Origin of the sequence: Thalassospira sp. GO-4 (assembly GCF_023588965.1) — a bacterium.
In the GTDB taxonomy this organism is placed as follows: Bacteria; Pseudomonadota; Alphaproteobacteria; order Rhodospirillales; family Thalassospiraceae; genus Thalassospira; species Thalassospira povalilytica.
Genome location: NZ_CP097807.1, coordinates 3,278,413 through 3,299,833, shown reverse-complemented (window position 1 = coordinate 3,299,833; position 21,421 = coordinate 3,278,413). Strand labels below are relative to the sequence as shown.

Below are 21,421 nucleotides of genomic sequence, written 5' to 3'. Positions count from 1 at the left end.
GCAGATCGTCGGGCAAAGGTCGCGACCTGGCCCAAACTTGATTTTAGTTGGATGGAATAAGTATGTCAGACGCATCAAACAGCACTGATATTGCCATTATTGGCGCAGGCCCGGTCGGGCTTTTTGCGGTTTTCGAAGCCGGTATGCTGGGGCTTAAATCCCATGTGATTGATGCGCTTGAAATGGTTGGCGGCCAGTGCAGCGCCCTTTACCCGGAAAAGCCGATTTTCGACATCCCGGCCCATCCGCAGATTGCCGGTCAGGACCTTATTGATCAGCTGGCCAAACAGGCCGAACCGTTCGAACCGACCTATCACCTGGGCCAGCAGGTCATCAAACTTGAAAAACGCGACGATGGCCGCTTCACGCTTGAAACCAATACCGGCACGGTGATTGATGCCGGTGCGGTCGTGATTGCCGCTGGTTGCGGTGCCTTTGGCCCGAACAAGCCGCCGATGGATGGCCTTGAAGATTACGAGGGTTCCGGTGGCGTTCAGTATTACGTCAAACGTCGTGCCGATTTCGCCGGCAAGAAGGTTGTGATTGCCGGTGGCGGTGATTCGGCCGTTGACTGGGCATTGTCGCTTCATGACGTGGCTGAGAAAGTGATGGTTGTCCACCGTCGCCCGAAATTCCGCGCCGCCCCTGATAGCAGTGCAAAGCTTCAGGCACTGGCAGAAGCCGGCAAGATCGAAATGGTCATCCCCTATCAGCTTAAGGGCCTTAAGGGTGAAAACGGCAATCTGTCACATGTGGTTGTCGCGACGCTTAAGGGCGAAGAGCGCGAACTCGAAGCCGATCACCTTCTGCCATTCTTTGGCCTTGCCATGGAACTTGGTCCGATTGCCGACTGGGGCCTTAACCTTGATAAAAGCCATATCGGCGTAACCCAGGGTACGATGCAGACATCGGTTCCGGGCATCTTTGCCATCGGTGATATCGCGACCTACGAACATAAACTGAAACTGATCCTTTCGGGCTTTGCCGAGGGTGCCAGCGCAATCCACGCGGCACGTTCCTATCTGTTCCCGGACAAGGAATTCCACTTCGAATATTCGACCACCACGGGTGTTCCCAACGAATAATCGAAGCCGGTCCAAAACCACCATTTCAGGAAAGCGCACCATGACCACGCATAATCCAACCCATTCCGGTGGATGTCTGTGTGGCGCGGTGCGCTTTGTTGCTTCTGGTGATCCGGTTGGCGGCAATCATTGCCATTGCGACATGTGCCGGAAAGACAGCGGTTCGGGGGTTTCGACCTTTGTCACCTTTGCGACCGGTTCTGTGACGTGGGATGGGAAGCCCACCGATTATGAAAGCTCGCCTGGCAAGTTTCGCGGATTTTGCCCGAAATGCGGATCAAGCATCACCTGGCGGAATGGCGTCAATGACAGCACCATCGACATCCGGCTTGGCAGCTTTGACGATCCACGCCCGTTCAAGGCCCGCAAACATTTGTGGATGCGTAACGCCCTTGAAAGCTTTGCCGGAATTGATCCCGATATCGACCATATCGACTGATATTCAATTCAAACGGTCGGGATCGTGCCGCAATCGATCGTATATTCCGCACCATGAATGGCCGATGCGCGTTGTGACACCAGAAATGCCACCAGTTCGGCAATTTCATCCGGAACAGCCGGCCGCCCCAGCGAAATACCCCCCAAAGCATCAAGAATAGATTGCCTGGCGGCATCTTCGGTCATGTTTCCGCCCTTTGCGATGCGCGATACCATCGCCTTGGCCGCATCGGTATATATCCAGCCCGGGGCGATGCTGTTGACGCGGATGCCTTTGGGACCAACTTCCTTTGACACAGACTTGCTGTATGTCGTCAAAGCCGCCTTGGCCGCGGCATAAGCCGTGGTTGCGTCATGAAGTGGCAGTTGGCGTTGAATAGATGACGTGTGCAAAACAACGCCCCGCCCGTTCCTGATCATTGCGGGCAAGATGATGCGATCCAGCCTGACAGCAGAAAGCAGGTTCAGGTTTAATTCCTGCATCCAGATATCATCATCAATGACCGCAAATCCGCCCGACGGCGCGGTAGAGCCCCCAACAACATGAATAAGAATATCCACATGCCCAAAGTGCGATAATGCGGCCTCACCGAACCTTTTGACATCGGCCGGATCGGTCAGGTCGGCCTGTATATATGCCCCGTGTTCCAGATCATCGGGCTTTGACGACCGACCCGCAGTCAAAATGTCGGCACCCGCTGTTTTAAGCCGGTCGTAAATGGCCTTGCCTGCCCCTTGGGTTCCGCCGGTCAGGACAACTGTTTTGCCGGCGAATTCTTGGTCGAAACCCGATTGATGCTTGGTCATGTTCATCGCTTTCATCAACTCGTTAAAACTGTTGGCAGATGTGACTATGAAATTGAAAGACGGTGAATAAGCCCGTCACAAAGCGTGAAACGGTAATCAAGCATCACTGGACTGCCGGGAAAGTTTCCCGACACCTTGGCGCGCACAATGACGTCGTCTGCATCTTTGGTCAGTTCTTGGGGTTCGGCGTGAAAGTCGTATTTCTGTCGCGCTGCGGCCTGCCAGGCGTTGATTTCCGCATGGCCACGATGTGTGTTGCTTTCGTCATGAACGACCGCATCACGGGAAAACGCCCGCAGATCAAAGGACCCGTCATGCTTTCCGGAAAAATATCGATCGACCGGTGATGGAAGGATCGGTTTCATGGTCTGGACTCCTGATTGGATGATTGTCAGACCGCTATATTTTGCCTTAACTTACTTTTTGTGAAGTACGCACTTAAAAGTAAGTTAGTGAGCATAAGGTAGGAAATGGGGAAACAATACACACCCGATAGTGCGGCATCTGATGTCGAGGCCATTCTGCGGATGCTCGAAGGTCGATGGAAACTGGTGATCCTGTTTCACCTGTTTGGTGGCAAGACACAGCGTTATTCCGACCTTGAACGTCTTATTCCGGCGATTTCACAAAAAATGCTGGCGCAGCAATTACGACAACTTGAAGCCGACGGCATCATAAAGCGCAAGGTGTACCCGCAAGTCCCGCCCAAGGTGGAATACAGCATGACCGACTGGGGACAATCATTGTGCCCGGCACTGGATGCACTTTTGAAATGGGCAGAAGCACGCCCGGCCCCAGCGGAAGCAGAAGCAGAAAGCTGACAGCTTGTCCTTGGCAGAACGGGTCTGCACCGCGGGTCAGAGGCCGGGGTCTGTTTTCAGATAGGCTGCCAGAACATCAACAATCATGCCGTGATCTTCGTGAGATGCCAGTCCAGATACCGTAATCGCACCAATCACGCCGACACCGGCAACCCGGATCGGGAAACTGCCGCCATGATCGGCGAAATCGGCAAAATCAATCCCGTGATCGGCCAGCGTCTTGCCCTTGGCCTTAAGCGCCATGCCAAAACGCATTGAACTTTCATGTTCGCGCAAGGTCAGGTTGCTTTTGCGACGCGCCCAGGCGTCATTGGCCGGTTTGGCACCGGGCAAGGATACATGAAACAGTGTGCGGTCAGGGGTTCGGATATCAACCACCACAGGCGCATTCTGGGCACGCGCGACCGCAACCAGATTTGAGCCGATGGTCCATGCCGTATCCTCGTCAAAGCGATCAAAGACCAGCTTTTCTTCTTGAGCCCTCAGGTTGACAATATCCATAAGAAATTCATCTTCCGTCTTCAATTTCACCTCCCTTATCTTTGAGCAAAACAAGAGAGAACCCGAGAAACTGAGAAAATTTCTGGAAAGCCGACTTCACCTGAAGCATGAGTATATTTTTATGAGGCGGCTTTGCTCCCTCAACCAAAAATAGAACTTCGTATAAAAGGTCAATTAGCCACTCACGTTCCTGATGAAGACTACAAATTTCATGCCCCTGTGCATTCTGGTAACGCTGACCGAGTGCAGAAAGCAGTAAACGATCTGCCTTTTCGTCTTGGACCATCAATGCTGCAAACGCCTTTGGATCAATAAAGTGCAAGAACGCGATGTTTCCAAACTTCTCCGCGTTGAAATCGCATTCATAAAGCGAATCATATTTGCTATCATCTTGATGGTATTTATCTATGTAAATATTTGCGAAATCTCGCATTTTCTGCTTTAGCGCGCGCATATTGGAATAGTTAATCAGATTATATATCTCTTTAAACTCTGGGCTTTCTACACTTCTATAACCCAATCCATCATAGCCTGAACCAGCACCCACCCCAAAAACTTCGTCGTCATATTCGAACTTTCCGGCTTTCAAAAGATTATGGGCATGATTTTCAAAAAACTTAAATACACTGCAGAAGGGACTTCGAACGTTTCCCTGAGCTTTTTCAATCTCAATCATAGACCCTGCTGCCAACAATAGCGGACCAGGACTTCTAATATTTTTCTGCAAGAAACTTGCGTACAGATCCTGAATACACAGTTCATATTCTTTTCGATTTAAATTATAAAAACTCCATAGCTTACGCCAAACTGGAATAAATTTCGAATCAACAACCATAGGATGCATCAGCAAGTAATTATTCAACACCTCACGATCACACCTTCCTTTATCTAATAAATCTGAAATTATTTCTCCTGACAATATTGGATTACTAAAGTCAAATATTTCATGTTTATTAAAGTAATTCTCCAGCCCCATTCCTTCTTCTGAATCCCGTTCATCTTCTTTTTTTAGAAACCTAAAGCTGTAAAAATACGCGCCACTTGGCATGTTTTTTATATCTTTTCCAGAAATATTATTCGCCCGATACTCCAAACCAATAGATATAAAATATAACAAAATTTCCTTTAATGCGGACTTTGAAGAACAAACTTTCTCATCTAGAAGTTGAAAAATTCGATCGAAATCCATCAACAAAGATCTTAAACTTCTAAAGTTTAAAATTCCTGATTTTAACATAATATTTGAAATATCGCCCAATAACTCCAACTGAACTTCTTTTGATTTATTTTCTTTTATTGAGTTTATTATAGAAAAAACAACCTCCCTAACATTTGGAACAAATTCTATCGTCTTACCAACAACTTTCTCTTTAATATCATTATATTTTTCATTCTTTTTAGAAATATAGATTTCTTCCGCCAAGAGTATTACTTTTAATCCATCATGCTCGACGTAATTATTAATGTACCCAATCATTTCCTCTACAGGAAGTTCGCTTCTCTCTAAATCGTCAAAAACCAGAATCTGGTTTTTGACGCGCACTAGCAATTCTTTCGCCACCTTACTGAGACCACCGCCAAATAGAGATATTCCCGCGTATCCCTGCAGAGCCGTTGATCCAGCAGCCCCTACCAACCTAGCAGCAGTAGAATTCAGCACAGGGTTAAGCTGAGCAAAAAACTGATCACTGATCCCTGAAACCTTCGAAACACCATTCAGGCTAACGTACAAGTAAGATCTTTCGATCAACGGATCCGCACTGCGCAGCTGGGCATGCCTTTTTTCAAGATATTGCTTAATGAAATGGGTCTTACCAACCCCCCATGCGCCGGTAATCAAAACAGCAGACCGCTCATCCGTGGATAAATAGTGATCTAAATAGTCAGTAAGATCTTTCGTAGACACGCCACCCTCCTTGGATGCGGATAACACATGGCAGATTCATCATAACACAATAAACAACTACAACGAAAAAAGGCTGCACCCATAACGGGATACAGCCTTTGTTTCGATATCGTAATTTCAGCTTATTTATCGTCGCCCATCTTGAGCGCATTGATAAAGGCCGATTGCGGAATTTCGACCTTGCCGAACTGACGCATCTTTTTCTTACCGGCCTTCTGTTTTTCCAGAAGTTTACGTTTACGCGAAACGTCACCGCCGTAACATTTTGCCGTCACGTCCTTGCGCAGGGCAGATACGGTTTCACGGGCAATCACCTTGCCACCGATGGCAGCCTGAATGGCGATGCGGAACATCTGGCGCGGGATAAGGTCCTTTAGACGTTTACAAATCTCGCGGCCACGATATTCAGCAGCCGAACGGTGCACCATCAATGCCAGCGCATCGACCGGTTCTTCGTTCACAAGGATCGACACCTTGACCAGATCGCTTTCGTCATAGCCGGCGATCTCGTAGTCGAAGCTTGCATAGCCGCGCGAGATCGATTTCAGGCGGTCATAGAAGTCAAACACCACTTCGTTAAGCGGCAGCTTGTAGACCACCATCGCACGGTTCCCGACATAGGTCAGGTCAAGCTGCACACCACGGCGTTCGGTACACAGGGTCAGGATGCCGCCAAGATAATCATCGGGCACCATGATCGATGCCTTGATCCACGGTTCTTCAATCGCCTTGATCTTGGTGACGTCCGGGAAATCTGCCGGGTTATGAAGCAGGATTTCTTCGCCCTTGCTCATGGTGATCTTGTAGGACACCGACGGGGCGGTCGTGATCAGATCAAGCTCGAACTCGCGTTCCAGACGTTCCTGGATGATTTCGAGATGAAGCAAACCCAGGAAGCCACAGCGGAAACCAAGACCAAGTGCGGTCGAGTTTTCCGGTTCGAACTGGAAGGATGCGTCATTTAGATGCAGCTTTTCAAGCGCATCACGCAGCACTTCATATTCGCTGGTATCGACCGGGAAGATGCCACAGAACACAACCGGGATGGACGGTTTGAAACCGGCCAGCGGTTTGGCGCAGGGGCGCTTTTCTTCGGTAATGGTGTCACCGACTTCGCATTCGGCCACGGTTTTCATGCCGCAATTGATAAAGCCGACTTCACCCGGGCCCAGTTCATCAAGGGCAAGCGGTTTTGGCGTGAAGACGCCGACACGTTCGATCTGATGGGTGACCTTGGCGTTCATGAAGCGGACTTTCTGCCCTTTTTTGAGCGTCCCTTCCTTCACACGCACCAGAATCATCACACCAAGATAGGTGTCATACCAGCTGTCCACCAGAAGGACTTCAAGCGGGGCATCCGCATCACCGGTCGGTGCCGGAAGACGATGCACCAGTGCTTCAAGCACGTCGGGAACACCCATGCCGGTCTTGGCCGAAATCATCACGGCTTCGGATGCATCAATGCCAATGACTTCTTCGATCTGTTCCTTTACGCGGTCGGGCTCGGCAGCCGGAAGATCGACCTTGTTCAAAACCGGAACGATTTCGTGGTTGTTTTCAATTGCCTGATACACGTTGGCAAGGGTCTGTGCTTCCACACCCTGGGCGGCATCCACCACCAGAAGCGATCCTTCACACGCCGCAAGCGACCGCGACACTTCATAGGCAAAGTCCACGTGGCCCGGCGTATCCATCAGGTTGAGCGTATATTCCTGCCCATCCTTGGCGGTGTATTTCAAACGCACGGCCTGTGATTTGATCGTGATGCCGCGTTCACGTTCGATATCCATCGAATCGAGAACCTGATCGGCCATTTCACGTTCGGTCAGGCCACCGGTCAACTGGATCAGACGATCGGCCAGGGTCGATTTCCCGTGGTCGATATGCGCAATGATCGAAAAGTTACGAATGTTCTTAAGGTCAGTCATTTTGGCTGCTTCTGGCACTAAAATTGGCTGGCATTTCGCCGCGTGGCACATGTGTTTCGATTTGGCGTGATCCCCCGAACCGGACGGTTACGATCCACGCAATCAACAAGCTTTCCCATTGCGATCCATCCCGGTCTGCACGCCTGTGTGGCGGCGACTCAAAGGTAGGATCACATCCGGTTACCGGACTGGCATAAACAGGAAAACCCGCCTTGCGTGATCGTCGTATCCGTCAGAAAACCGCATTTTCAATTTTCCGGATCAATCACCAGCGGGTTTATAGGGGTTTTTGCCCGCAATTAGAAGCGTTGTGTTGTGTTTGCGGCCCAACGAATTCACATGCCAGACACGCACCCCATATCAACAGAACACCGCAACCGGGTGCCAAAGCATCGCCCGATCACGCAAACAGGCACAGTTGAAGGCTTTTTCTTTTGCAGTACCTATGAATTCATCTGTTTGTCATCTTTTCAACCGCATGAAAAGAACATAGGTTTTAAAGAGTAAAAACAACAACCTTCCTGACAGGGACAGCCGGGGATACGCGAAGAACATGTTCATGACGTCGATCGAGCCGTCCCTGTCACGGCGCAGCCTGGTAAAATTGCGCAAAAGGCTGGCAGCCCTGACCCTTACCGGTGTGTTTGTCTTGCTGTTTTCGTTCTTCTTTATCCAGAAGACGCTTTATGACAGTGCGGTTGAACATGCCAGCGCCCAGCTTGAAGCAACGGCCTACCGGCTGGGGTCGATGTTGTTGCAACATGACGATGTCGATCTGCAACAGATCGTGAATGACAATTCCACCATCACCGTCGGTGTTCTTGATCAGGACCTTAATCAGATCAAGGGGTTTATCCCGCCGCATCTGATCGGTGATCTCGCGGACTATATCAGCCATCAGAACAATGATCGTGATTCGCTGATTTGCGTGCATGGTCAGCAGGTCATGGTTCTGGCATACAGCAAATTGCTCGAACTTGACCGCATTGTGGTGGCTTATACGCCGCGCAGCATCCTGATGGAAAGCTGGCGCGAAGCCATCATCCTGCATGCCCTGATGTTTGTCATGGCACTGGTTATCATGTGCGGATTGTCGATCTGGCTTTGGCAGCGCCTTAAACGCCAGCATCTGCGGGCGATCAACCTGACGGAGCATTTCAGCGAAACGGAAAACACGCTTTCGGAATGCGGATGTGCTGTCATCAGCTGGCCGGTCGAAAGCAATGATGGCAGGCTTTCCACGCAATTGAACTGGCCGGAAATCCTTGGCCCCACCGACGAAACAGTTGGCCCGTTCATGACCGATTTTCTTGATCGGCTGTCGCCGGCATCAAGGGCCAAATTGCAGGGCCCCCTTATTCAGAACAAATGGCCCGACGAGCGGATTGGCGCGATGGTCGATCTGCGGGTTTCGGGGAGCCAGTTGCAGCGTTTTTATCTGATGGCGCAACGCGTTCAGGAAGATGATCACGAAACCATTTCGGTTTTGCTGCTTGAAACGGCAAGCCATCAGGAACTTTGCCATCCGTTTGAAACCTATTTGCGCCACACGCCCGAACCATCCATCGCAATTGATCAGGACGGGATTTTACGCGGCTTTAGTCCGGCACTCGAAGAGCTTGTCGGATTGCAATTGCACGAAGTGATCGGCAAACATTTCTTCAAGATCTTTGAGCCGGATGATCAGCAATCTGCCATGACCGCGTTTCGTGACCGCGGCCCGGCACATATGATCGGGGATGGCAATTCCATACTGCGCGTGCGTGACCATCACAATCAGGTGCGCTGGCTGGCCTGGCGCGGTACGCGGCCGATCGACGGTATGATCTTTGCCAGCGCGCGCGACGTGACTGAGTTTGTCGAAAACGCCAACAAGTTGCGTGATACCCTTGATCAACTTAAGCGCAGCAACGAGGATCTTGAACAGTTTGCCTATGTGGCATCCCATGATCTGCAACAGCCATTGCGCATGGTGGCAAGCTATACCCAGTTGCTTAAACGCCGTTATGGCGGAACCCTTGATCAGGAAGCCGACGAATATATCGATTATGCCGTTGATGGTGCCAAACGGATGCACAAGCTGATCAGTCATCTGCTTGAATATGCCAAAACCGGCACCAGCGAAGATTTCACCGAAATCGACTGCAATCTTGTTCTGAACGAAGCACAGGCCGACCTGAAAGCCGTGATCAGTCAGGAACATGCCACCATTACCCATGACGATTTGCCGATCATCAAGGGCGACCGGATCGCATTGTCGCGGCTGTTCCAGAATTTGTTGTCGAACGCCATCAAATACCGCCGTCAGGGCGTGCCGCCGCATATCGAAATCACCGTCGAACCGGACCCGGTCATGGGCGATTTCTGGCGGTTCTCGATCCGCGATAACGGGATTGGCATTCATCCCGAACATGCACAGCGCATCTTCCGGCTGTTCCAGCGCCTTCATAAGGATGAATTTTCCGGGACGGGACTGGGTTTGTCATTATGCCGGAAAATCGTGGAACAGCATGGCGGTCGTATCTGGCTTGATACCAGCCGTCCGGTCAGCGACCCGGGCACGACGATCATCTTTACATTACGGGTCAACCGGCCGGACTGATCGGGAAATTGCCCGCCGGGGCATCCCGAAGGCTCCAGAAATACGTCGCATCGCCAGAACCTCACACCGGATGGCAAGCATATTGCTTTGATATCAGGGTATCGGGGCTGCCGGGAAAAAGCTGCCCTGTTGTGGCAATGGAGTGACGCATGTTCAGATTTTCGGCCCCGTCCCGCCCCCGTCTTGGCATCCTGTTTGTGATGCTCGGTACATTGACCATAAGCGCCTGTGGCTCGGACATGCGCACCATGAATAACAGCCACATGCAAAAACTGGCCTATTTCTTTGCCGAACATGAACCGGGTGAACCGTTGCCCCGTGGCTGGAGACGATTGGACGGCCGGGAAATCAATTACCGTTTCGCAAACGAAACATATGCCATCTACTCAATTGATGAAGATGAACAGCTTTTGGTCATGCATCTTTATGACAATGGCGAAGGCCGCCTTGAAGCCGACGATGATCGCGAACGGTGCGCCTGGAACACCATGATGGATCAGTTGACGATCGAATGCGACGACACCGATATGGAATGGCATGTCTATACCAACGGTCCCGATTTGATTGCGCTTGATCTGGACGAGGAAGAATATGCCATCCTGCGCAAACGGCCTGGTCGGTAAATATTGTCCGGTAGGCGTTTATCACACCGTCGGAATTTCCAAAAGAAAACGGGCCGCCCATTTTCCAATGCGCGGCCCGTTTTGATTTTACATGGTCTGCGGCACTTAAGCGCGCAGCGATCCACCAGTTGCCTTTTGAACGGCTTCGACAACCTTTTTACTGACCGCTTCAATCTCTTCTTCGGTCAGGGTTGCCTTGGTCGGCTGCAAGGTAATCGAGAAGGCAAGTGACTTCTTGCCGTCTTCAATGCCCTTGCCCGCATAAAGGTCAAAGATCGTCACATCCGTGATCAAAGCACGGTCGGCACTGCGTGCTGCCTTGACGATGGCTTCGGCTTTGACATCGTCATCAAGCAGGAAGGCAAAGTCACGCTCGACCGACTGGAAGCTCGATGCGTTCAGTGCCGGGCGTGCGGTGCCTTTTTTCTTGGGCATCGGAATGTTTTCAACAAACAGTTCGAACGCCACGACGCGGCCTTTGACACCAAGTGCTTTGAGCACTTTGGGGTGCAGTTCGCCGAAATAGCCAAGCACGTTTTTCGGCCCCAGCTGCAAGGCAGCCGATCGACCCGGATGATACCATGCCGGTGCGCCTTCGGTATTTACCTGAAGGTTGGCCGCATTGGTACCAAGGGCATCCACCAATGCTTCGACATCGGCTTTGACATCAAAGACATCGACATCACGACGCGAACCGGTCCAGCTGCGCGGGGTTGTTGAACCGGCACGAAGACCCGCTGCGACCAGACGCTGATCACCGGGCTGATCGCCAAAGAATTCCGGACCAACTTCAAACAGCGACAGATCGGCAAAGCCGCGCGCCTGGTTGCGTCCCGCGGCGGCGATCATGTTGATCAATGCGTTCGGACGCATGACATCGAGATCGGAGCTGATCGGATTTGCCAGATACAGACCTTCTTTGAGTTCGCCAAACAGCTTTGCCCAGCGCGAGTCGGTAAAGGACCAGGTCACGGTTTCATAAAGACCACGCGACGCCAGAACACGACGGGTCAGACCGACACGCTTTTGCATCGGCGACAGGGCCGGAACCGGAAGGCTGGTTTCACGTTCCAGCGCAACAGTCGGGATCTTGTCATAGCCGACAATACGCAGGACTTCCTCGACCAGATCGGCTTCACCAATGATGTCCGGACGCCAGGTCGGTGCAACCGCGGTAATAACCGGGGCCGATCCGCTGACTTCAAAGCCAAGTGCGGTCAGGATTTCAATTGCACGGTCGGCCTCAACCGCAACACCGCCAAGCTCAAGAATCCGGTCAATGCGCAGATCAAAGGCATTGCGCGGATTGGGAACTTCGCCCGCCTTAACAACGTGGGAAACTTCACCACCACAGATTTCGGTGATCAGGTGGGTGGCAACTTCCATCCCCCAACCGATCGACTGCGGATCAACGCCGCGCTCGAACCGATAACGGGCATCGGAATTGATCTGAAGCTTACGGCCGGTCTTGGCGATGCTGATCGGGTCAAACAGCGCGCATTCGACAAACACATTGACGGTTTCATCAAGGCAGCCGGTCTCTTCACCACCGATGATGCCACCAATGCCCAGTGCCTTTGCCTGATCGGCAATGACAACCATGGAGTCTGAAAGCTCGTATTCCTTGTTATCAAGGGCAGCAATCTTTTCGCCATTGGTCGCATAGCGGACATTGATATCGCCCGACAGTTTGTCGGCATCAAAGACGTGCAACGGACGGCCAAGATCGTGGGTCACAAGGTTGGTGATGTCGACCAGTGCCGAAATCGGACGCAGACCGATGGCCTCAAGACGGGCTTTGAGCCAGTCCGGGCTTTCACCGTTTTTCACGCCACGGATATAACGCCCATAAAATGCCGGGACCGCGTTGTTTGCTGCGATCTCGCCAGAAATGGTCACGCCAATCGGGCTATCAAACGAACCTGCAACCGCTTCCTGACGCGGATCCGCCTTAAGGGTGCCGATACCGGCAGCCGCCAGATCACGGGCAATACCACGCACACCCGTACAATCGGGGCGGTTCGGGGTCAGACCGATTTCAATGATTGGATCATCCGCCCCCAGAACAGCCGCAACCGGTGCACCGATTTCGGCGTCTTCGGGAAGTTCGATGATACCGTCATGATCTTCGCCCAGGCACAGCTCGCGGGTGGAGCACATCATGCCCTGGCTTTCGACACCACGGATTTTGCCCGGTTTCAGCTTGGAACCGTCGATCGGAATGATCGCGCCCGGCTGAGCCAGTGCAACCTTGAGGCCCGTTCGGGCATTCGGCGCACCACAGACGACCTGGATCATCTTGTCACCGGTATTGACCCGGCACAGTTTCAAACGGTCGGCATCGGGATGCTGACCTGCTTCTTCGATATAGGCGACACGAATGTCAGCAAGGGCTGCTGCGCGGTCGGTGACGCTTTCAATTTCCAGACCGATATCGGTCAGTTTTTCGGCAACCACCTCGATCGATGCATCGGTATCAAGGTGCTGTTTCAGCCAATTCAGTGTGAATTTCATAATCTCAGCCCCTTACCATGTTCGGTACATCCAGCGGCACGAAACCATAATGTTTCAGCCAGCGCAGATCGGTATCGAAGAAGGTGCGAAGATCGGGAATGCCGTATTTCAGCATGGCGATACGTTCGATCCCCATGCCAAAGGCAAAGCCCTGATATTCATTCGGGTCAAGACCACAAGCTGCGAGAACGCGCGGGTGAACCATGCCACAGCCGAGAATTTCCAGCCAGTCATCGCCTTCACCGATTTTCAGCTCGCCGCCTTTGCGCGAACAACCGATATCCATTTCGGCACTCGGTTCGGTGAACGGGAAGAAGCTCGGACGGTAACGGACCGGCACATCATCAAGTTCGAAATAGGTTTTGACGAACTCAAGCAGGCAGCCCTTCAGATGACCCATATGGGTTTTCTTGTCGATGACCAGACCTTCGACCTGATGGAACATCGGCGTATGGGTCATATCGCTATCGGAACGATAGGTACGACCCGGCGCAATGATGCGGATCGGCGGGGTTTTGCTCTGCATGGTTCTGATCTGAACCGGGGATGTATGGGTCCGCAGCACAAGGCGCGATCCATCTTCCTGTTCAGGCAGATAGAAGGTGTCCTGCATTTCACGCGCCGGATGTTCCGGCGGAATGTTCAATGCGGTAAAGTTATGGAAGTCGTCTTCGACGTCCGGCCCCTCGGCCAGGGCAAAGCCCATCTCGCCAAAGATCGAGACAATTTCATCAATCGTCTGGCTGATCGGGTGAATGCGGCCTGCGGTTTCATCCGGGCGTGACGACAGGGTGACGTCGATCCGTTCGCCGGCAAGACGCGCCTCAAGGGCTGCATCTTCGAGGGCGGTTTTGCGGGTGTCGATTGCGCCTGCTACCTGGTCTTTGACAAGGTTCAGCGTCTGACCAAATTCACGACGCTGATCCGGGTCCATCTTGCCAAGGTTTTTCATCAGGCCGGTAATGCGGCCTTTCTTGCCAAGGGCGCTGATGCGGACTTCTTCAAGAGCAGCAAGATCAACTGCCTTTTCGACTTCCGCCAGAACCTCTTCGCGCAATGCTTCGATGTTTTCCATAACTTCCGACGCTTTGGCTTGGGTTTAAAAAAGTACATAAAGAAAAAGAAAGGGGACGGCCAATATGGCCGCCCCCGATCAAATCAGGCAAGTGCCGATTAAACCTTTTGACAAAGGTTTATTAGCCGAGTGCAGCCTGCGCCTGGGTGACCAGAGCTTTGAAAGCTTCCGGTTCACGCACTGCGATGTCGGCGAGCACCTTGCGGTCCAGTTCAACACCAGCCTTCTTCAGGCCGTTCATGAACTGCGAGTAGCTCAGGCCGTTCTCACGTGCGCCAGCGTTGATACGCTGGATCCAGAGCGAACGGAACTGGCGTTTCTTAACGCGACGATCGCGGTATGCATACTGCAGACCTTTTTCCACAGCCTGAACGGCGGTGCGGAAAGTATTGTTGCGGCGACCGCGGTAACCCTTGGCAGCCTTAATAACCTTGCGGTGACGAGCGTGTGAAGACACGCCCCCTTTTACACGAGCCATTTAACTCTCCTTCAACCTTAACCGTACGGCAGGAATTTTTTGACGATGCGGGCATCTGCGTCACAGAGGATCTCTGTGCCACGAGCCTGGCGCTTCATCTTGGTCGGTTTTGCAGTCAGAAGGTGGCGCTTGTTTGCCACGTTGTGACGAACCTTCCCGCTTGCAGTCAGGCGAAAGCGTTTTTTCGCACTCGATTTGGTCTTCATCTTGGGCATTTTTCTATCCTTGCATAAGCAATGAAAACGAAATCCCCTTCGGCGGCTGGGCATGCCCTGAAGGACCATTACAGACCTTCCAGCCTCACCACCTGTTTTGGGGACGGGTGGTTATAGACTCCGGGATTGCCTTTTTCAAGGGCCAATTCGCCCCTTTCCCCTTGCTTTTTGCGGCTCTGACCCGCCATTGTGCGCAGGCTTGTTTGTTTATCCACTCAGCAAGCGTCCTGATTTCAGCTATCTGACTGATCATATGTCACAAATCACGTCTATCATTTTGCCGTTCTTTGCCCTGATCGGTCTGGGCTGGATTGGCGGCAAGTTCAAAATTGTCACGCCTGAAGGCATGCGCGGCATTAACGGGTTTGTCTTTTATTTTGCCTTGCCTGCCCTTTTGTTCCGCGCGCTTGCAACCCGCACGCCGACAGAAATCTGGCAACCAGACATTCTGCTGGCTTATGGCGGGGGGACACTTGTGGTTTATGGGCTTATCCGTCTGATGGCGGCCAAAATCTTTGATCTCGATCCGACCAGCCAAACCCTGTTTGCCTTTGCCGGAACGATGTCCAATGTCGGCTTTATGGGATTGCCGCTTATTATCGGGTTATTGGGGCCCGAGGCCACTGTTCCGCTGATCGTCGCCCTTGCCTTTGATTTGATCGTGATGTTGTCGCTATCCCTTTTGCTACTGGAAGGGGCCAAGCATGCCAATGGCAGCAAATCGGTTGGCAAAATCATTCGCGGGACGCTGACCAACCCGGTTGTCCTGGCGATCATGGCTGGCGTGTTTGCCAGCCTGATGGATATTCGCTGGCCCGATGGTGTTGACTATCTGCTTGAATTGCTTGGACGAAGTGCAGGGCCGGCCGCCCTGTTTGCAATTGGCGTTGCCCTTGTCGGTCGGCCGATTGCCGAAAAACGTGCCGAGCTTGCGGCCATGTCGATCGCCAAACTGGTGGTCCATCCACTGATCGTTTTTGTCGGCTTTTATCTGGTGGGGACCGTTAGTGCACTTGAAGCAAAGGCTGTATTTCTGCTGGCCGCATTGCCGACTGCGGGCAATGTTTTTGTCGTGGCGACGACCTATGACCGATATATCGTCCGCAGCTCATCGATTGTGCTGGTAACGACAGCATTGGGCGTGATTACGTTTTCGATCTTTTCGTTCTATATCGATCCGATCATTGGCGTGCTTGAACACATAGCACCCTAGCCCCCGTCCGACTTTAAACGGGGCAACGTCACGTGCATTGCGATCTGATTTTCGCGAAACGGACTTTAACAGGAAAGTTTGCAGCCTGATCCGGGGTTATGGGATCAAACAGCGGTTTTGATGGTGTGGGCGCGGCCGATCCACTTGTCGATTCGGCTCATCAGCTTTTCACGATTGACCGGCTTGAGAACAAAATCATTGCCCCCCGCAGCAACACCGCCGCGCAGATCTTCTTCGCCCTGACGGGCTGTTACATAAATGATGGCACAGGCCAGATCCGGGAACTGGGTACGCACATTCAGCGCGGTTTCAAACCCGTTCATGTCCGGCATCATGATATCCATCAGAATGATACGGGGGCGCTTGGTCTTCAGAAGCTTGAGAAGCTCCGCGCCAGAGGAAACACCGACAAACGAGAAACCGCCGCTTTCGACGATTCGTTTGAGCAGAACCAGACTCTTGGGATCGTCATCGACACCAACGATCAGAAGATCATTTCCAGCTGGCATGGCATTCCCTCTTTGGCTTGGACCTTTGGGGCAAAACGGCAAAACGCCGCGTCTTAACGCGGCGCCAGCACCATAATCATAACACGGCCTTCCATCTTTGGCATCATTTCCGCTTTTGCGAGATCATCGAGATCCCCCGAAAAACGTTGCAGCATGCCAAGACCGAGATCCTGGTGAGCCATTTCACGTCCGCGGAACCGCAGCGTGACTTTCACCTTGTCTCCACCGCCAAGAAACTTCTGCGCGGCGCGCAGTTTGACATTGTAGTCATGGGTGTCGATGTTCGGACGGAGTTTGATCTCCTTGACCTCGATCACCTTCTGTTTCTTCTTGGCCTCGTTCTGCTTCTTGCTTTGTTCGTATTTGAACTTGCCGTAGTCGATCAGCTTGCACACAGGCGGTTCAGCATTCGGCGCGACTTCGACGAGGTCGAGTCCAACTTCCGCTGCCATTTCAATGCCTTCACGCACCGTCATCGGCTCCGACATATTGCCTTCGGCATCGACAACACAGATGGAACGGGCTTTGATATCCTCATTGACGCGCGGACCTTCCTTGGTCGGCTGCATCGGTTTGCGTGGTCGTGCTATGGATAATCTCCTATGGTAATCAAACAAATCGGTCAGAAACAGAAACGACTAAAAACACCGCTTGATCCGACAGTGTTTTCGTTCCGACCTCACCTAGCATATCCGCGTGCGTTCAGAAAGCAATGTTTTTAGGCAATTAAACCGGACGCAAAGCGCCATTTTCTGCGCCTTTTATTCACAAGCCCCTGTAACGGCATTTGCGCAAGACACCTAATCTGTCAGATCGAGACGATGACGTACTTCATCCATCACCCGGTTGACGGTCAACTGACGCAGATCACTCTCGCGGATAATACTCACAGCATCCTTTGAAAGTCCGCGCGGCGCACTGAGTTTCGGATCAGATTCGCGGGAAAACAGCACAATGGACGGTGCCCCCGCAGCAGCCGCGATATGCATCGGCCCAGTGTCATTCCCAATCGTCAGCACCGAACGCGCGGCAAGCGATGCAATTTCAAGGAAATCGGTCCGTCCCATAAGGTTTCTGGCCTTGGGACACATCTGATCAATCTTTTTAAGGACGTCACTTTCCTTGTCCGTTCCGATCAGGACCGGCGTCAAACGGTAGTCTGCAAGCTTCTTGGCCAACAGACCAAATCGTTCAGCAGGCCAGCGCTTTGCCGGACGATGTGGCGCCCCGCCCGGACAAATCAGGACAAACGGGCTTCGAATCCCGAACCGTTCAAGATCAATATCCGGCCCCTGAATATAAGGAAGCGGCACATCGGAAATGCCCGCGTCATGCAGTTGTTCGGCCATACGATCAATTGAATGCATCGAATCCCGATGCGGATTGGCGTGAGGATGCGAACAGCCTCTGGCGATCCCCGACCATTCCGGTTTCGGGCCCGGCCAGAACAGCTTGTAATAAAAACCGCTGCGATCTGATGTCTGAAGATCATACACCCGATCGAACCTGCCATTGCGCAGAAAACGGCGCAGTGCCAGAACTTCACGCGGCTGGCTCAGTTTGGGGCGGCGATCAATGGCGATGGAGTCAAAATGACCACTTGCCTTCATCAGATCGACATAGGGACGGGTGGTCAAAACGGTGATATGCGCATCGGGATGTGCTGCCCGAATGGCCTCAAACGGCCCCAAGGCAAGAATGACATCCCCAAGCGCCGACAGCTTGATAACAAGAATCCGCTCGCGATGCGGTTCTGTTGCAGACACAGCACCATCGTCAACCGCGAGAGAAATCGCAGGATCCTGGCCGGTTTCAATTTTTTGATCGGTCATACTGCGTTCCTGGTAACGCGCTTGAGCGCCTTGGCGTATACCCGCAAGGTCCGCTCAGCCATCTGTTCAAGCGAATATTCCGCAATCACGTGATTGCGTCCTTTGCTCGCCAGAATTGCCCGTTTTTCCGGCGTCAGGCTCAGGACCTGAATCAATGCACGGGATAGCTGATCGACCTCGTTCGGACTGACCAGCCAACCGGTTTCGCCAGGCAAGACCGTCTCCATCGCGCCACCATGGGCTGTTGAAACAACCGGCCGCCCCATGGCCTGGGCCTCGGATGGAATACGACCGAAAGCCTCAGGTTCTACTGACGGACACGCAACAACATCTGCCAACATGTAAGCAGCAGGCATATCGGCACAATGGTCGACGATATGCACCACGTCCTCAACACCCAGCTTGCGGGTCAATTGCAGGATTTCCTCGCGGTAGGCTGTTCGCCCCTGGTCCGATCCGACAATCAGGCAACGCACCTTTCGGTGGCCCAGCTCTTCAAGGACGGCCGGCAGGGCACGAATCAGGAAACTGTGCCCTTTCCAGCGCGTGATCCGACCTGGCATCATGATGACATATTCTTCACCATTCAGACGCCATTGGGTCGAGAGCGCAATCAGGCGTTCCTGACTGACATTTTCCGGATTAAACAGATCAACATTCGTACCACGTGGCACAATGTTCAGCCGATCCGGATCAACCTTGTAATATTTGTTGATGTGATTGGCGATATGCTTGGAAATCGCAATCACCTGATCGCCCATGGTCATGATCGCGTTGTAACGGCGCTTGAACGGATTGGTATAGCCGGAATAGGTACCGTGGAACGTCGTGACAAAGGGAATGCCGGCCTTGCGTGCCGCGAAATACGCGCTCCAGGCAGGCGCCCGTGACCGGGCGTGAATGATATCAACCCCTTCTTCCCGGATCATCTTGACCAGCGCGTCAATATTTCTGCGCATCACCAGAATGTTTTTGGATTTGAGCGGCAGGTTGATGTGTTTGGCGCCAAAACGGGCCAGTTCACGCTCAAGGCGCCCGCCTTGCGATGCGACAAGAGCCTTGCCACCACCATCGACGATGGCACGCGCAATATCGACGGTACCGCGCTCCACCCCGCCGGCATCAAGTTCGGGCAGCACTTGCAGAATCACGGCAGGACGATAGTCCCCGTCTTGCACTCGGGGCTCGGTTCGATAGACTGTTTCTGTCATTACTTCTGACGCGCTCATGCAACTCCAACCATCAACACCCAAGGATCCCGCCCCGGATGACACATGACATGCCGACGCCACAGCGTGAAAAGCCCCAATTTCTTGACCGGCCTGACGGGTTAAAAATCGCATACCATCACGTGCCGGGCAAGCCATCTGACGTACAGGCCCCCAATACTCCCGGCGTGATGTTCCTTGGCGGCTTCATGTCGGACATGACCGGCACCAAGGCCACGCACCTTGAGGCACACTGCGTTCGGCAGGGGGTGGCTTATACCCGCTTTGACTATTCCGGTCACGGACAATCGTCGGGGAAATTCGCAGACGGGACGATCGGCAAATGGACCAGCGATGCCATTGCCATTCTTGATGAAATCACAACTGGCCCGCAGATATTGGTCGGATCGTCAATGGGTGGATGGATCATGCTTCTGACCGCGCTAGCACGCAAGGAACGGGTCGCAGGTCTGGTCGGGATTGCAGCAGCGCCGGACTTCACAGAAGATCTGATGTGGGCACAATTCAGTGAAGAACAGAAAAAAGCGATCCTTGAGGATGGTGCGCTGATCGAACCCACGGAATACGGAGATGATCCCTATACCATCACGCGTGATCTGATCGAGGATGGCCGCAACCAGCTTTTGCTGCGCAAGCCGATTGATCTTTGCTGTCCGGTCCGGCTGGTACAAGGCATGCAAGACCCCGATGTGCCCTGGCAAACCGCCATTCGCCTGACCGAGGCACTGGTCGGCGATGATGTTCGGGTTGATCTTATCAAGACCGGTGATCATCGCTTGTCGGAACCCGATCAGCTTGATGTCATTACCGGTCACCTGGATGATCTGATTGCAAAAACGGCGTCCCAGGGAACCTAGAATCGCCGTTTCGATCATCCGAAAACATCAACTTTCCGATCAGGCGAGAACCACGTTCTCGCCTTTGATCTTTACTGCGACCGGTTCAAGAACATCACCGGTGCAAGGACCCGAAACACATTCCCCGTCTTCGATGCGGAACCGTGCGCCGTGGGTTGAACAGATGATTTCTTCACCAAAATCACTGATGAATTCGTCCGGTTCCATTTCAAGCGGCACACCGATATGCGGGCAGCTGTTTACATACCCAAACACATCACCACCGCTTCGAACGACAAAGATACCGGTGTCGGCAAGATTGATGCCTTTGGCACCGGTCGCATCAAGATCAGAAAGTGCGCATAAAACGGTCCCGGATTCCGGAAGACTGATCACGGTGTCACCCCGCCCATTTCACAGATCGCCGCCCAAGAGGCATCATCAATCGGCATCACAGACAGGCGCGACTGTTTAAGCAATGACAGCTCGGCAAAGCGCGGATCAGCCTTGATATCGGCAAGGGTCACCGGAGTTTTGAACGGCTTGACCGTCTTGAAATCAACCTGCACGAACTTGCCAGTCGCATCGGTCGGATCTGGATAGAATTCGCGCACCACTTCAACAATGCCAACAATGCGTTTTTCATTCACCGAATGATAAAAGAACGCCTTGTCACCGATTTTCATGGTGCGCAAATTCTTCGCGGCCTGATGGTTACGCACACCATCCCAGCCTTCGACATCTTTCTTGACCTGGTCGTCCCACGACCAGCTTCCCGGTTCGGTTTTGACCAGCCAATATGCCATGGA

22 protein-coding genes are annotated in these 21,421 nt (G+C 52.7%); 7 read left to right on the top strand and 15 right to left on the bottom strand.

The genetic code is table 11. From position 1 onward, the window contains the following. Positions 1-62 precede the first annotated feature (62 nt). Together M9H61_RS15275 and M9H61_RS15270 are read left to right on the top strand one after the other, a co-directional pair. Entirely contained in the window at positions 63-1,085 is a 1,023-nt protein-coding gene (locus tag M9H61_RS15275; protein ID WP_170310180.1) for an NAD(P)/FAD-dependent oxidoreductase, read from the top strand. Between the two features lie 40 nt (positions 1,086-1,125). Continuing rightward, on the top strand, positions 1,126-1,524 hold the full coding sequence (locus M9H61_RS15270; protein ID WP_250281450.1) for a GFA family protein: 399 nt from the start codon (positions 1,126-1,128) through the stop codon (positions 1,522-1,524). 8 nt (positions 1,525-1,532) lie between these two features. Here M9H61_RS15270 and M9H61_RS15265 read toward each other — a convergent pair whose 3' ends face one another. Then, positions 1,533-2,330 carry an SDR family oxidoreductase gene (locus tag M9H61_RS15265; RefSeq protein ID WP_250281447.1) on the bottom strand — a complete coding sequence of 266 codons (798 nt, stop codon included), beginning with the start codon at positions 2,328-2,330 and terminating at the stop codon, positions 1,533-1,535. A 44-nt stretch (positions 2,331-2,374) separates the two neighbouring features. Continuing rightward, positions 2,375-2,695: a nuclear transport factor 2 family protein gene (locus M9H61_RS15260; RefSeq protein ID WP_250281445.1), complete on the bottom strand. Its 321-nt coding sequence runs from the start codon at positions 2,693-2,695 to the stop codon at positions 2,375-2,377. Positions 2,696-2,800: 105 nt separating this feature from the next. Here M9H61_RS15260 and M9H61_RS15255 point away from each other — a divergent pair, with 105 nt between their 5' ends. Further along, a complete protein-coding gene (locus M9H61_RS15255; protein ID WP_250281443.1) occupies positions 2,801-3,151 on the top strand; it encodes a helix-turn-helix domain-containing protein in 351 nt (116 codons plus the stop codon). 36 nt (positions 3,152-3,187) lie between these two features. On the opposite strand, the gene M9H61_RS15250 is transcribed toward M9H61_RS15255, so the two are convergent. The 3 genes from M9H61_RS15250 to lepA form a co-directional block, all read right to left on the bottom strand. Then, entirely contained in the window at positions 3,188-3,652 is a 465-nt protein-coding gene (locus M9H61_RS15250) for a heme-degrading domain-containing protein (protein ID WP_250281440.1), read from the bottom strand. Positions 3,653-3,659: 7 nt separating this feature from the next. Beyond that, entirely contained in the window at positions 3,660-5,558 is a 1,899-nt protein-coding gene (locus M9H61_RS15245; RefSeq protein ID WP_250281438.1) for a P-loop NTPase fold protein, read from the bottom strand. 122 nt (positions 5,559-5,680) lie between these two features. Further along, complete coding sequence (lepA, locus tag M9H61_RS15240) at positions 5,681-7,486, bottom strand: translation elongation factor 4 (RefSeq protein ID WP_101246506.1); 1,806 nt, start codon at positions 7,484-7,486, stop codon at positions 5,681-5,683. 559 nt (positions 7,487-8,045) lie between these two features. Here lepA and M9H61_RS15235 point away from each other — a divergent pair. Further along, positions 8,046-10,088 carry an ATP-binding protein gene (locus tag M9H61_RS15235; protein WP_250281436.1) on the top strand — a complete coding sequence of 681 codons (2,043 nt, stop codon included), beginning with the start codon at positions 8,046-8,048 and terminating at the stop codon, positions 10,086-10,088. 149 nt (positions 10,089-10,237) lie between these two features. Continuing rightward, positions 10,238-10,711, top strand: a complete 474-nt coding sequence (locus M9H61_RS15230; protein WP_250281434.1) for a hypothetical protein — start codon at positions 10,238-10,240, stop codon at positions 10,709-10,711. Positions 10,712-10,816: 105 nt separating this feature from the next. Here the strand turns inward: M9H61_RS15230 and pheT are convergent, their stop codons facing one another. The 4 genes from pheT to rpmI form a co-directional block, all read right to left on the bottom strand. After that, positions 10,817-13,225, bottom strand: a complete 2,409-nt coding sequence (gene pheT, locus M9H61_RS15225) for a phenylalanine--tRNA ligase subunit beta (RefSeq protein WP_206926589.1) — start codon at positions 13,223-13,225, stop codon at positions 10,817-10,819. Positions 13,226-13,229: 4 nt separating this feature from the next. Next, the gene (gene pheS, locus M9H61_RS15220; RefSeq protein WP_101246510.1) at positions 13,230-14,300 is read right to left on the bottom strand and encodes a phenylalanine--tRNA ligase subunit alpha; all 1,071 of its coding nucleotides are present in this window, start codon (positions 14,298-14,300) and stop codon (positions 13,230-13,232) included. A gap of 121 nt (positions 14,301-14,421) precedes the next feature. Beyond that, positions 14,422-14,778, bottom strand: coding sequence for a 50S ribosomal protein L20 (gene rplT / locus M9H61_RS15215; protein WP_101246511.1), 357 nt, complete (start codon positions 14,776-14,778; stop codon positions 14,422-14,424). Positions 14,779-14,795: 17 nt separating this feature from the next. Beyond that, a complete protein-coding gene (rpmI, locus tag M9H61_RS15210; protein WP_044829755.1) occupies positions 14,796-14,993 on the bottom strand; it encodes a 50S ribosomal protein L35 in 198 nt (65 codons plus the stop codon). Positions 14,994-15,246: 253 nt separating this feature from the next. Here rpmI and M9H61_RS15205 point away from each other — a divergent pair, with 253 nt between their 5' ends. Further along, positions 15,247-16,206, top strand: coding sequence for an AEC family transporter (locus M9H61_RS15205; RefSeq protein ID WP_250281433.1), 960 nt, complete (start codon positions 15,247-15,249; stop codon positions 16,204-16,206). A 104-nt stretch (positions 16,207-16,310) separates the two neighbouring features. Here the strand turns inward: M9H61_RS15205 and M9H61_RS15200 are convergent, their stop codons facing one another. The 4 genes from M9H61_RS15200 to M9H61_RS15185 form a co-directional block, all read right to left on the bottom strand. After that, on the bottom strand, positions 16,311-16,715 hold the full coding sequence (locus M9H61_RS15200) for a response regulator (protein WP_101246513.1): 405 nt from the start codon (positions 16,713-16,715) through the stop codon (positions 16,311-16,313). A 53-nt stretch (positions 16,716-16,768) separates the two neighbouring features. Next, positions 16,769-17,284 (bottom strand): translation initiation factor IF-3, encoded by a 516-nt coding sequence (infC, locus tag M9H61_RS15195; RefSeq protein WP_101246514.1) that lies wholly within the window; start codon positions 17,282-17,284, stop codon positions 16,769-16,771. A gap of 231 nt (positions 17,285-17,515) precedes the next feature. Beyond that, on the bottom strand, positions 17,516-18,547 hold the full coding sequence (locus M9H61_RS15190; protein WP_250281431.1) for a glycosyltransferase family 9 protein: 1,032 nt from the start codon (positions 18,545-18,547) through the stop codon (positions 17,516-17,518). Beyond that, positions 18,544-19,698 (bottom strand): glycosyltransferase family 4 protein, encoded by a 1,155-nt coding sequence (locus M9H61_RS15185; RefSeq protein ID WP_371922192.1) that lies wholly within the window; start codon positions 19,696-19,698, stop codon positions 18,544-18,546. The genes M9H61_RS15190 and M9H61_RS15185 overlap by 4 nt, the downstream gene beginning before the upstream one ends. A 116-nt stretch (positions 19,699-19,814) precedes the next feature. On the opposite strand from M9H61_RS15185, the gene M9H61_RS15180 reads away from it, so the two are divergent. Next, positions 19,815-20,633 (top strand): carboxylesterase, encoded by an 819-nt coding sequence (locus M9H61_RS15180; protein WP_250281429.1) that lies wholly within the window; start codon positions 19,815-19,817, stop codon positions 20,631-20,633. A 39-nt stretch (positions 20,634-20,672) separates the two neighbouring features. Here the strand turns inward: M9H61_RS15180 and M9H61_RS15175 are convergent, their stop codons facing one another. Then, a complete protein-coding gene (locus M9H61_RS15175) occupies positions 20,673-21,008 on the bottom strand; it encodes a Rieske (2Fe-2S) protein (RefSeq protein ID WP_250281427.1) in 336 nt (111 codons plus the stop codon). Beyond that, positions 21,005-21,418: an EVE domain-containing protein gene (locus M9H61_RS15170; protein ID WP_101246518.1), complete on the bottom strand. Its 414-nt coding sequence runs from the start codon at positions 21,416-21,418 to the stop codon at positions 21,005-21,007. The genes M9H61_RS15175 and M9H61_RS15170 overlap by 4 nt, the downstream gene beginning before the upstream one ends. Positions 21,419-21,421 lie beyond the last annotated feature (3 nt).